The 13,381-nt window shown below is 43.4% G+C and carries 11 protein-coding genes; all 11 read left to right on the forward strand.

The annotated features are described in order from the left end of the window. Positions 1-101 precede the first annotated feature (101 nt). On the forward strand, positions 102-809 hold the full coding sequence (gene pyrH, locus T344_RS0115655; protein WP_027629495.1) for a UMP kinase: 708 nt from the start codon (positions 102-104) through the stop codon (positions 807-809). Between the two features lie 111 nt (positions 810-920). Then, on the forward strand, positions 921-1,478 hold the full coding sequence (frr, locus tag T344_RS0115660; protein WP_027629496.1) for a ribosome recycling factor: 558 nt from the start codon (positions 921-923) through the stop codon (positions 1,476-1,478). After that, entirely contained in the window at positions 1,475-1,666 is a 192-nt protein-coding gene (locus T344_RS28430; RefSeq protein ID WP_051571936.1) for a hypothetical protein, read from the forward strand. Before frr ends, T344_RS28430 begins: the two co-directional genes overlap by 4 nt. Before the next feature lie 119 nt (positions 1,667-1,785). Further along, complete coding sequence (locus T344_RS0115670; RefSeq protein ID WP_027629497.1) at positions 1,786-2,553, forward strand: isoprenyl transferase; 768 nt, start codon at positions 1,786-1,788, stop codon at positions 2,551-2,553. A gap of 69 nt (positions 2,554-2,622) precedes the next feature. After that, on the forward strand, positions 2,623-3,450 hold the full coding sequence (locus T344_RS0115675; RefSeq protein ID WP_027629498.1) for a phosphatidate cytidylyltransferase: 828 nt from the start codon (positions 2,623-2,625) through the stop codon (positions 3,448-3,450). Positions 3,451-3,676: 226 nt separating this feature from the next. Further along, complete coding sequence (locus T344_RS0115680) at positions 3,677-4,825, forward strand: 1-deoxy-D-xylulose-5-phosphate reductoisomerase (RefSeq protein WP_027629499.1); 1,149 nt, start codon at positions 3,677-3,679, stop codon at positions 4,823-4,825. A 39-nt stretch (positions 4,826-4,864) separates the two neighbouring features. Continuing rightward, positions 4,865-6,157 carry an RIP metalloprotease RseP gene (rseP, locus tag T344_RS0115685; RefSeq protein ID WP_027629500.1) on the forward strand — a complete coding sequence of 431 codons (1,293 nt, stop codon included), beginning with the start codon at positions 4,865-4,867 and terminating at the stop codon, positions 6,155-6,157. Between the two features lie 43 nt (positions 6,158-6,200). After that, complete coding sequence (gene ispG / locus T344_RS0115690) at positions 6,201-7,262, forward strand: flavodoxin-dependent (E)-4-hydroxy-3-methylbut-2-enyl-diphosphate synthase (protein ID WP_034861788.1); 1,062 nt, start codon at positions 6,201-6,203, stop codon at positions 7,260-7,262. Then, complete coding sequence (locus T344_RS0115695; RefSeq protein ID WP_084331253.1) at positions 7,259-8,116, forward strand: putative RNA methyltransferase; 858 nt, start codon at positions 7,259-7,261, stop codon at positions 8,114-8,116. The genes ispG and T344_RS0115695 overlap by 4 nt, the downstream gene beginning before the upstream one ends. Before the next feature lie 115 nt (positions 8,117-8,231). Continuing rightward, complete coding sequence (locus T344_RS0115700; protein WP_027629503.1) at positions 8,232-12,542, forward strand: PolC-type DNA polymerase III; 4,311 nt, start codon at positions 8,232-8,234, stop codon at positions 12,540-12,542. Between the two features lie 366 nt (positions 12,543-12,908). Beyond that, complete coding sequence (gene rimP / locus T344_RS0115705) at positions 12,909-13,367, forward strand: ribosome maturation factor RimP (protein ID WP_027629504.1); 459 nt, start codon at positions 12,909-12,911, stop codon at positions 13,365-13,367. Positions 13,368-13,381: the final 14 nt, after the last annotated feature.

Consider the following 13,381-nt stretch of genomic DNA (forward strand, 5'->3'; position numbering starts at 1 on the left):
TGTTTGTTTTGTGGCAGCCCCTTTTGGAACATATGCTTGTATGTTCCTTTTATTAGGGCCTTTTTTGGAAAAATAATATATTTATCTAACGGAGGAAAACCATGTCGGAAATAAAATATCGAAGAATAATGTTGAAGATCAGTGGAGAGGCTTTATCCGGTGAAAAAGGCAATGGAATTGATACCAACACTGTTAACGAAATATGCGACAGAATTCTTGCAGTACACAATCTGGGAGTGGAAATTGCCATCGTAGTGGGCGGAGGTAACTTCTGGAGAGGCAGAAGCGGTAAGGGCATGGACAGGACCACAGCGGACCACATGGGGATGCTTGCAACAGTTATAAATTCACTGGGGCTCCAGGATGCACTTGAGTCGAGGGGAATTCAGGTGAGAGTCCAGACTGCCATTGAAATGAGACAGATAGCCGAACCCTATGTAAGAAGAAAGGCCGTAAGACATCTGGAAAAGAAGAGAATCGTAATATTTGCCTGCGGCATGGGTAATCCTTATTTTTCAACTGATACGGCAGCAGCTCTCAGAGCGGCTGAAATTGATGCTCAAGCCATACTTATGGCTAAAAATGTTGATGGGATATATGATTCCGATCCTTCAAAAAATCCCGATGCCGTTAAATACAACAAACTCAGCTATCAGGAATATCTCAATAAAAATCTGTGTGCCATTGATTTGACAGCAGCTTCCTTCTGTAAGGATAACGGAATACCTACGCTTGTATTCGGATTGAATGATCCTGATAATATCATCAGGGCGGTCAAGGGTGAAGAGATTGGTACTACAATATATTGAAATCCTTTGTGATTAATTGTATTATATATAGGGAATGTATAAATTATTCCTGGGAATATTCAGGAAGATAATCTTTATTTATTGGCAACAAATTTTTTTAGGAGGAGTATTATGGATAAAGAGCTTTATAAACCTATTGAAGAAAAGATGAAGAAGACCATAAATGTATTAAAGGACAATCTTGCAGGCATCCGAGCAGGAAGAGCAAATCCCCAGATACTTGATAAAATTACCATTGATTATTACGGCGCGCCAACACCTATTCAACAGGTTGCAACTGTGTCAGTACCGGAAGCAAGAGTTATTCTGATACAGCCATGGGAAGCAAAGCTCCTTAAAGATATAGAGAAGGAAATTCAAAAATCTGATATCGGCATTAATCCCAATAATGACGGAAAGATGCTCCGTCTTGTTTTCCCGGCCCTCACAGAGGAGAGGCGTAAGGAATTAACCAAATCGGTTAAAAAGGAAGGCGAAGAAGCCAAGGTTGCCATCAGAGCTATAAGAAGAGATTCCATAGAGCATATGAAGGCCAAGAAGAAGAGCAGTGAAATTACCGAGGATGATTTAAAGGATGCTGAAAAGGACATTCAAAATCTCACCGATAAATTTATTGCCGAAATAGATCGTATAGTAGAAGCAAAAGATAAGGAAATAATGGAAGTATGAACCGGCTAATAGGGTATACGCTTGGAGATGCCTTTAAGCTGGCCCGGGAGGAAGGCTTTGAAATCGGGGAAATTACAATTACATCTCCTCCCAAAATGGAGATTTTGGAATACGATGATTCTTTCCGGGTACTTCGTGTCAATACTTCGGAAAATAAATTGAATATTCTGGTATGCAAACCCCTCTAAATGAGGGGTTATTTTAAAAGCGGCCGGGATATGGACAGAGTTTACATACAGGTATTTTAAATACTATTTGTTTTATTGTGCGTACTTTGGTACGCCTGTGTACGAAGATGGAGGTCGGTGTGGGTATTTGGGACAGTGTTGCCCGGTTGTTGGGACGAAAAAAAGACGTTAAGCAGGAGTTTGCTTCAATTCCGAAGCACATAGCCATTATCCCCGACGGAAACGGAAGATGGGCAAAGAAAAGGGGTCTGCCCAGAAATGTAGGTCACAGGGAAGGGTCCATGGCTTTGAAAAAGGTTGTCATATATTGTTCAGAGGCAGGCGTAAAATATCTGACGGTATACGCTTTTTCCACAGAGAACTGGAAGCGTCCCAAAAGTGAAGTGGATGCCCTCATGAGTCTGCTTGTGGAGTTCCTGCGGAATGCGGAAAAGGAACTTGACGGCAGCAATGTAAAAATAAAGGTAATAGGAGATGTAAAAGGTCTTCCGGAAGAACTTCAGAAGGAAATTATCAGAGTGGAAAAGCTGACCGGCATTAATAACGGCCTTAATTTAAATATTTGCCTTAATTATGGAGGAAGGCTTGAACTGCTGCATGCAGTCAAGGAAATTGCAGTCAAGGTTAAATCGGGTAATTTAAAAATAGATGAAATAGATGAAAAACAATTTGAAAGCTGCCTGTATACTGCCGGAATTCCAGAACCGGATCTGCTTATCAGAACCAGCGGTGAACAGAGGATAAGCAATTTTCTTTTATGGCAGTGTGCATATACTGAATTCTGGTTTATAAATGAATTATGGCCTGATGTGAACGGAAGCCATATTGCAGAAGCAATAAGAGCTTATGAAAAAAGAAACAGAAGATTTGGCGGACTGGAGCAATAACGCCGGATTTAATAACCCAAACGGTCCTGACGTATTAAAGCCGGGTGCTGTTGGAATCATGGAGGCATAATGTTAAAAACAAGAGTTATCAGTGCATTGGTAGGACTTATCCTGCTCATAGCAGTTTTATATCTGGGATCTATCGTATTGGGAGTTGTAGTAAGTATAATTGCAGCAATAGGGTTGTATGAGTTTTACAATTCTGCAGCCAAGCTGAAAAATATTCATCCCATAAAGCCGGTGGGCTACCTGTCAATAATTCCGCTTTTATTGCTGGGGCTGGAGGAAACAGGTTGGTACAGACTTGATCTGGGAATTTTGACCGGAATTTCTGTTTGTGTTGTTATATTTTTAAGTATGGCTTTTATTGTTTTCGGGCATAAAAGATATAATATAATAGATGCCTGTGTAACTGCCTTTGGTATTGCCTATGTGCCTTTCCTTATGAGCTTTTTGATTCTGATAAGGAAGATGGATTTTGGAATTCTGCTGATTTGGCTCATATTCATAGGAGCATGGGGCACCGACACCATGGCATATACCTTTGGAAGATTATTCGGGAAAAGAAAGATCGTACCCGAGATAAGTAAGAATAAGACCATGGCAGGTGCAATCGGAGGCATTCTAGGCTGTGTGGCGCTGATGTTCGTCTTCGGACTTATATCCAGGTCCTTTTTTGGACTTGAGCTTTCCACGGCTGCACTTGTATTGCTGGGACTGTTCTGCGGTGTAATTTCCCAGATCGGTGACTGGTCGGCATCTGCTGTCAAGAGATATGTGAACGTGAAGGATTACGGCAGTATCATGCCAGGTCACGGCGGAGTTCTGGACAGGTTTGACAGTATATTGTTCGTTGCTCCGGTAGTTTATTATGTAATAGTAGTCTGTAACATCTAAATTCATACATTGCCGACGGTTAAATTTCCCCAGAACTGCGTTGTCGAAAAGCACTGCTTCGCAGTACTTCGTTGGAATAAAGCGATTATTCCGCCCTTCTCCGCCTTGTCCTGAAAAAATTTTCCTCGCCGGACAATATACGTTTTAGATGTTACAGACTACCAGTACTTTTCTTTAAAGGCTGAAAGACCTAATATTGTTGTTCCATTGGGGATGTGGAGGTTAAATGGCAAAGATAATTTCAATTATAGGATCGACCGGTTCTATAGGTGTACAGACATTGGATGTTGCCAGAAATCTTGGAATAAAAGTTGCAGCAATGTCTGCAAATTCAAATATAGATTTACTTGAAAAGCAGGTTCATGAGTTCAAACCCCGGCTGGTTTCGGTTGGGAGCAGGGAGCTTGCCTCAGAACTGAAAGCCAGGCTGGCGGGTATGAAGGTGCAGGTTTTGTCGGGCCTTGAAGGAATGCTTGGCGTGGTGGAAGTACAGGAGGCGGATACTGTGGTGACGTCGGTGGTTGGCACTGCCGGCCTTATTCCGACTATGCATGCGATAAAAAACAGAAAAAATATCGCATTGGCCAACAAGGAAACCCTTGTAACGGCCGGCCAATTGGTTATGGAGGAGGCTAAAAAGCAGGGAGTGGCAATATTCCCTGTGGACAGCGAGCACTCGGCTATTTACCAGTGTCTTATGGGCAACAGCGACAGACAGGTTGAGAAAATAATCATTACTGCTTCGGGCGGGCCTTTCAGAGGCAGAACGCTTGAGGAGCTTAGGGATATTACCCCTGCACAGGCCCTGAAACATCCCAATTGGAGCATGGGGAGCAAAATAACCGTTGACTCTGCGACACTAATGAACAAAGGGCTGGAAGTAATAGAAGCAAAATGGCTTTTTGGCAGGGAACTGGATAAAATACAGGTGCTGGTGCACCCTCAGAGCATCATACACTCCATGGTTGAATATGTTGACGGATCGGTTATGGCGCAGCTGGGTTCACCCGATATGCGCATACCTATTCAGCTGGCTCTCACATATCCAGACAGGTGCGGGAATAATTTCTCAAGGCTGGATTTCTTGAAATGTTCCCAGCTAACCTTTGAAGAGCCTGATACAAAAACCTTCAGGTGTCTCCAGCTGGCGTATGATGCCATGTCAACGGGCGGGACAATGACTGCCGCGATGAATGCGGCCAATGAAGCAGCCGTGTCGGCATTTTTAAACAATAGAATAGCTTTTACAGCTATTCCGGAAATAATTGAAAAGATAATGATGTTACATAAGGTGAATATTTGTCCAGGCCTGGATGATATAATAGAAGTAGACAACTGGGCCAGAACACAGGCTGAAAAAGCAGTAAACGGTTAAGGAAACAAGTCTTGAAAAACAAAACAAACGGAGGAATCTATGGGAATTGTACTGGCAATATTAGCTCTGAGCTTTTTGATAATAATTCATGAACTTGGCCATTTTATGGTGGCAAAGGCTTTCAAGGTAAGGGTAAATGAGTTTTCGCTTTTTATGGGGCCCAAGCTGTTTTCCTTTCAGAAAGGTGAAACCCTTTATTCATTAAGGCTTATACCCCTTGGCGGCTACGTCAAGATGGAGGGCGAGGAGGAAGCTTCGGAGGATGACAGGGCTTATAATAAAAAGCCTATAGGCGTGAGAGCTGCTATTATTGCTGCAGGGCCGTTGATGAATATCCTTACGGCACTTGTATTTGCCTTTATAATAATATCCCAGACAGGTTATTTTACCACACAGATAAAGGATATTGTACCCGGTTCGGCGGCAGAAAAGTATGACCTTCGGGTTGGAGACAAACTTCAGAAGTATAACGGAAAAACCCTTTTTAATGTAAATGACCTGGGAATATTTTCCTACCCGCTTACAAACGAAAGTATAACACTGCAATATGAGAGAAATGGCGTATCAAAGACAGTTGAGCTGACACCCGAAAGAGAAAATTTTATACTTGGTTTCACACCCCTGCAGGATGAACTTGAAGGGCCCGATTCAAATGTAGTTAAAGCTGTTTCGGACAATTCTCCTGCAATAAAGGCCGGGCTCAAGGTAAATGACAGGATAGTTGAAATTAACGGAGCCGATATAAGGACAAGAAAAGACATACGTGATATACTGCAGCAGAATCAGGATAAAAATGTGAATATACTTGTTGAGAGGGCAGGAGAGCTTCAGAAATTAAAGCCGGTAGTTCCCCTGAAAAGCAAAAATCCCGAATATTACGCTATCGGTATACTTGATTTTGTCCATGAAAAGGGCAGTATCGGCAGTACAATAAAAGAAGCTGCGAAATACAACATATTCATTTCCAGGTCAATATATTATTCCCTTGGCTGGTTGTTTACAGGGACGGTTCCTGCAAGCGAACTCATGGGTCCGGTGGGTATTACCACTACAATCAGCAATGAGGTGGCAGAAAGCCAGTCGCTCAAAGAAACCGTAATCAGACTTTTGTCTATTACAACCATGATTAGTATAAACCTGGGGCTGGTAAATCTTATTCCGTTCCCCGCTCTCGACGGCAGCAAGCTTGTACTGCTGCTCATTGAAGGAATCAGAAAGAAGCCTCTCAATCCCGAAAAGGAAGCGTTAATCACCATGGTTGGTATGGTAATTCTGATAATGCTCATGTTATATGCTACCTTCAACGATATACTGAGGATCGGAAAAGGTTAGTGCAGACCATTGGAGACCAATAATTACAGGAAGGTTGACGGCTGTGGAGAATTATATACAGAGAAAACAGACAAAGAAAATAAAAGTGGGAGATATCTTCTTAGGAGGAGATTCTCCTATTTCTGTTCAATCCATGACAAATACCGATACAAGAGATGTAAAGTCCACGGTGGAACAGATAAAAAGACTGGAGGAGGAAGGCTGCAGCATTGTCAGGGTTGCAGTTCCAGACAGCCAGTCGGCAGAGGCTGTAAAAGAGATAAAAAAAGCCATCTCAATACCGCTGGTTGCCGATATTCACTTTGATTACAGACTGGCTCTGGAGTGCATGAAAAACGGTGTGGACAAGATCCGTCTGAATCCGGGCAATATAGGCGGGCAGGACAGGGTAAAAACAGTGGCGGATATGGCAAAGGAACGTCAGATACCCATACGGATCGGAGTAAACTCAGGCTCGGTGGAAAAGAGTATCCTCGAAAAATACGGCGGTGTCACACCCGAAGGAATGGTGGAAAGTGCCTTGAGCCATGCCGCAATGCTTGAAGCCGCCGACTTTGGCGATATAGTAATATCCATTAAGGCTTCCAGCGTTCCCATGACCATTGCGGCCTACAGACTTCTTTCCGGGAAAACGGCGTACCCTCTGCACGTGGGCGTAACCGAGGCAGGAACTGTTTACAAGGGCACCATCAAATCATCGGTGGGCATAGGCTGCCTGCTGGCCGAAGGCATAGGTGATACCATCAGAGTTTCGCTGACGGGAGACCCTGTTGAGGAGATAAGAGCAGGAAAGCAGATACTTAAGTCCCTGGGCCTGCTCAAAGAAGGTATAGAGGTAGTTTCCTGCCCTACCTGCGGAAGAACGAAAATAGACCTCATTGGGATAGTCAATGAAATCGAGCCGGTACTGGACAGGCTGAACAGGGACATAAAGGTTGCCATAATGGGCTGTGCGGTAAACGGACCGGGGGAAGCCAGGGATGCTGATATCGGTATTGCAGGCGGAACAAATGAAGTTCTCCTTTTTAAAAAGGGACGGATAGTAAAAAAAATACCGCAGGAAAATGCAGTTGAAGAGTTGATAAAGGAAATAAACAAATTATGAACAAAACAATATTCAGGTGCCCCAATTGTCTGAGGGCTCTGAGGCAGGGTGAGAAACAATATTTTTGTCCCAACGGGCATAGTTTTGATATTTCCAGGAAGGGCTATGTGAACCTGCTGCTCCCTGGCCATACGGGGGCCGGAAATCCGGGGGACAGCAAGGAAATGCTTCAAAGCAGAAGAGATTTTCTTGATAAGGGCTACTATCAGAAATTTTCAGATAAGTTAAATTCTCTTGTAGACCTCTCAAGGGTTGAATTATCAAAGAACGAGGCCGACAGGAACATCAACCTGTATGATGCGGGCTGCGGAGAGGGCTACTACATAAGCAGGCTGAAAGCTGTGCTTAAGAGCCGGTACAGCCAACAGGAAATAAGCTATTACGGCACTGATGTGTCAAGGGATGCAATAAATTATGCGGCAGGCAGGGACAGGAGCATTCACTTTGCGGTTGCCAGCAATTATCACATTCCCATTTTGAATAATTCGGTGGATTATATATTCTGTATATTTGCCCCCAGGGATGAGAAGGAATTCAGGCGGATTCTCAGAACTTCGGGAAAGCTTGCGGTGGCAGTACCGGGTGCGCGGCATCTCTACGGTTTGAAAAAGACCATGTATGAAGCCCCGGAGGTTATCGGACAGAAGGGAACCGTAAGGGAAGGCTTTAAACTCCTGGAGGAGACAAATATTTGCTATGAGATCCACCTGGAGGATAAACGGGATATATTGAATCTTTTTACCATGACACCCTACAGCCGCCATGCAGATATTGAAAATATAAAGAAAATGGACAGGCTTTCCACAGAGGTTGACATAAATATCTTAATTTATGAAAGAGAAAAGTCGGTTTAATTATGTTAAAATATATTAGTAGTCTGTAACGTCTAAATTCATATACGGATTACAATATATCGGAAAATAATATATATTGTTTTTTAAAAAAGATTAGATAAATGGGGTCTTACAAATGGAGGGTTCAGTTAATTCAAATAAGTTATTTGGTGATTTATTCCCTGGGGCAGTGGAGTTTAACGGGGAATTTTCTGTTTTCAGGGATTTAAATGTGGACAGGATGAGCGTGTTCATCAAGTCCAACAGACTGGAAATATACACTTCCAGTTCCGGCTTGATAGGTCCCGGCCTGGTAGCCAGGCTGGAGGAACATCTGGCAGACAGGCTTGGAGCCAATAATATCAGCATAAAGGTTAAATGTACCGGTGAATGCTGCATTGAAGAATTTCTGGAGAAAATGTGGGACGAGCTGGTACTGATGCTGAACCGGAAAGTCGCGGTTTGCAGAGGAATACTTACCGGCAGTACCTGTGAATTTGCAGATGGAAAAGTACATATCAAACTGGCTACCAAAGGTTCCCAGATTCTTAAATCACAGAACTGCCATTCAATAATCGAGCAGTACATGGAAGATACTCTTTCAAAAAGGATAAAGGTGGAGTTCAGCGACCTGGAGGTTGATTCCAGCATACTTGAAGAGTATGTTGCAGAGAAGGAAAAGAATGAGGCCAGGGTTGTAAGTTCTGCCATGACGGCGACGGCGCCTTCAGAGACAAAACCAAAGCAGAATTACCAGGAAAACAGAGGTTCAAACCCCGGTGAGGGAGCAACCAGGGGGATAATTACCGGGAAGCCTTTTACCGACAGTATTATGAGGATTTCAGAGGTGACTCCCGATTCCGGAAAAGTTGCTATAGCAGGAGAGGTTTTCAGAACTGAATTCAGGGAGATCAGGGGCGGAAAATTCATATATATATTTGACATTACAGACTACACCAGCTCTGTAACAGTTAAAATGTTTGTTGAAAAGAAGGATTTTGCAAATATATCAGAGCGCATTGTGGAAGGCGCGTGCCTCAGAATAAGGGGAGACGCCCAGTATGACAAGTTCTCAAAGGAACTGGCCGTAATGGCTTTTGACATTGTGGAGACTGAGAAGGAAATACGACATGACGAGGCTGAAACCAAAAGGGTCGAGCTGCATTTGCATACTCAAATGAGCTCCATGGATGGTGTAACTCCAGTCAAGGAGCTTGTAAAAAGAGCGGCCCAATGGGGCCACAAGGCCATTGCCATCACCGATCACGGAGTCTGCCAGGCTTATCCCGATGCCTACGGGGCGTCCAAGAAGTTTGGCATAAAGGTTATTTATGGGCTGGAATGCTACCTGCTGGATGACAATGTTCCAATTGTCTATAATCCTGATTCACACTCCCTGGACGACGAATTTGTTGTTTTTGACATAGAAACCACTGGACTTAATTCCCACCAGGACAGAATAACCGAAATCGGTGCGGTAAAAGTCAAGGCAGGAGAAATTGTCGACAGGTTCAGCGCATTTGTTAACCCCGGCATACCTATTCCAAGCTTTATAGTCAAACTGACGGGTATCACAGATGAGATGGTCAGTGAAGCGCCGCCCATAGAGCAGGTTCTCACCGATTTTATGAAATTTATTCAGGGAACTGTGCTGGTAGCACATAATGCCAATTTCGATGTTGGCTTTATCAGGCAGAGCGCAAGGGTAATGGGAGAAAATATTAAAAATCCTTATATAGACACACTGGAGCTGTGCAGAAAGATGTTTCCCGAGCTTGGAAAGCACAAGCTCAACCTGGTGGCAAAGCATTTGGGGATAGAACTGGAAAACCATCACAGAGCGGTGGATGATTCCATGGCTACTGCCAAAATATTTCTGCACTGTATGAAAGAGTTGAAGGAAAAGGGCTGCAAAACCATTAAGGATATTGAAAATGCCTTTGATTACAAAGTGAATGTGAAGGGCAGCTCATACCATGCCATAATCCTGGTAAAGAACTCGGTAGGGCTTAAAAATCTGTATAAAATAGTTTCACAGTCCCATTTGAAGTATTTTTACAAAAAGCCCAGAGTACCCAAGAAGCTGCTGATGGAATACAGAGAGGGACTGATCCTGGGAAGCGCCTGTGAGGCGGGAGAGCTGTACAGGGCAATTCTCAACAACAGGAGCGATGAGGATATTTCTCAGATCGTAAGATTTTATGATTATCTTGAAATACAGCCCCTGGGGAATAACAAGTTCCTTGTTAATAACGGGAAGGTGGATTCACAGGAGGAACTCATAAAAATAAACAAAAGAATAATAAAGCTGGGGGAAAGATACCAAAAGCCGGTTGTGGCCACCTGCGACGTGCATTTTATGGATCCCCGCGATGAAGTTTTCAGAAGGATACTCATGTCGGGACAGGGCTTCACGGACGCGGATGATCAGGCACCGCTGTATTTCAGAACAACCGACGAAATGTTGGAGGAGTTTGATTATCTCGGCCCTGAAAAAGCCCGTGAGGTTGTCATAGACAATACAAACCACATTGCCGATTTGATTGAAAATATTGCGCCGGTGCTTGAAGGCACATATCCTCCTAAAATTGAAGGCGCTGAACATGATATTGAAGAAATGGCCATGAACAAGGCAAGAGAGATATATGGGGAGGAGCTGCCCGAGGTAGTCCGGCAGAGATTGGAAAAGGAGCTCAATTCCATAATCAAAAACGGCTTTGCGGTTATGTACCTGATTGCCCAGAAACTTGTTTCCAAGTCTGTGGGCGACGGATATCTTGTGGGCTCCAGAGGTTCGGTCGGCTCCTCCTTTGTTGCGAACATGTCGGGTATAACCGAGGTTAATTCACTTCAGCCCCATTATATATGTGAGAAGTGCAAGCACTCCGAATTCATACTTGACGGTTCATATGACTGCGGGTTTGATATGCCTGACAAGACCTGCCCCAAATGCGGCAATAAACTTAAAAAAGACGGCTATGACATCCCCTTTGAAACCTTCCTGGGCTTCGACGGAGACAAGGAGCCCGATATAGATTTGAACTTCTCGGGAGATTATCAGCCGGTAGCCCATAAATATACCGAAGAACTCTTTGGGGAGGGCTATGTTTTCAGAGCCGGTACAATTGCATCGGTTGCAGAGAAGACTGCGTATGGTTATGTCAAGAATTATCTTGACGAAAGGGGAATCATTGTAACGAATGCAGAAATAAACAGGCTGGTTAAAGGCTGTACGGGTATAAAGAAAACTACCGGCCAGCATCCGGGAGGTATAATGATAGTTCCCAAGGACAAGGAGATATTTGATTTTTCTCCGATCCAGAGGCCGGCCGATGACACAAGCTCTGAAATAGTGACAACACACTTTGACTATCACTTCCTGCATGGAAGCATACTCAAGCTTGATATACTTGGACACGACGATCCCACCGTCATAAGGATGCTGGAGGATCTGACCGGGATCGATGCCACAACCATTACAATCGGAGAGGAAAAAACCATGAGCCTTTTCAGCAGTACCGAGGCTCTGGGGGTCACACCCGAGGATATCGGCAGTGAAACGGGAACCTATGCCATACCTGAATTCGGAACTAAATTTGTAAGGCAAATGCTGGTGGATACAAAGCCAAAGACGTTCTCTGAGCTTATCAGGATATCAGGACTTTCCCACGGCACCGATGTTTGGCTCAACAATGCACAGGATCTGATCAGAGACGGTATAACGACACTGTCCAAGAGCATATGCTGCCGTGACGATATTATGATTTACCTGATGCATGCCGGGCTGCCTCCGAAAACAGCTTTTAAAATAATGGAGGACGTCAGAAAAGGAAAAGGCGTCAAGGAGGAATATGAAGCTGTAATGAAGGAGAATAATGTTCCCGACTGGTATATAAAGTCATGTAAAACCATTAAATACATGTTCCCGAAGGCCCATGCGGCAGCCTATGTCATGATGGCCTTCCGAATTGCCTGGTTCAAGGTTTATTATCCGGAAGCCTTCTATGCTACATATTTTACCGTAAGAGCCGACGACTTTGATGCCGAAATGATGGCTCAGGGACGGGACAAGGTAAAAAATAAGATCAGGGAATATGAGATGAAGGGAAATAATATCAGTACGAAGGAAAAGAACGTATTGACCATACTTGAGGTTGCAAATGAGATGTATGCCAGAGGTCTCAAGTTCCTTCCAATAGATTTGTATTCGTCGGAAGCAAAGAAATTCAAAATAGAGGAGGGCGGAATAAGACCGCCGCTTAATGCACTCCAGGGTCTGGGAGGGGCTGCTGCGCTAAATATTGTGGAAGCCAGGAAAGAAGGGGAATTCCTCTCTATTGATGAGCTGAGGACAAAAGCAAAGATAAGCAAATCGGTAATAGAGATACTTGAAAGAAACAACTGCCTGAAGGGAATGCCTGAAAGCAATCAGTTATGTTTATTCTAAAAGTTTCCCTTTTAAAAAATTTTTTAAAGTCTTTGTTCAAAATGGTAATAAATTGTTGATAAGTTGAAATAATAATGGTATAATACACAAGGATAGAGGTTTAATAGACTTGACTGCCAAGAGTGGGAAATCCCACTCTTTGTTGTTTATCTGACAGGTTTCTGGTTATGATAATATGATGTGCAGTTACCGGATTGACGTATATTACTCAAAAGTCAATTAGTTTGACTTTTTTAAAGGCACATTTTGTGCCTAAGTTTTTGTGTGGCATTGCCACTTTTGTTATGATGCGTGTAATTTTTTTCTCCGCATATAATATTATACCGTCCGGTTTTAAACCCTGACTTACTGGAGGACGAATAAATAATGAAAAGAAATGTACAGCAGGATATTATGGAACTTGCGGCACCTGTGGTTGAAGCGTTGAATTATGAATTGGTGGATGTTGAATTTATTAAAGAGGGTGCCAACTGGTACCTGAGAATATACATTGACAAGCCGGGCGGGATAAGCATTGATGATTGCCAGGCCGTCAGCGAACAAATGAGTGAAATACTTGACAGGAAAGATCCCATAGAACAAAGTTATTATTTGGAAGTTTCCTCGCCGGGTCTTGAAAGACCATTGAAAACCGAGAGGGACTTTATTAAGTATAAGGGCGAATTGGTTGAAGTTAAGGTTTTCCAGCCCATAGACGGCAAAAAGCTGTTTGAAGGTGAACTTGTGGGATTGATTGATGACAGGATCGTAATCAGTGATAACGGAAATGAAATGCATTTTGAAAAGGATAAGGTTGCCATAGTAAAAAGGGCCATTAAATTTTAATTTAAATTAGTAAT

This window comes from Ruminiclostridium cellobioparum DSM 1351 = ATCC 15832 (genome assembly GCF_000621505.1).
Taxonomy (GTDB): Bacteria; Bacillota; Clostridia; order Acetivibrionales; family DSM-1351; genus Ruminiclostridium; species Ruminiclostridium cellobioparum.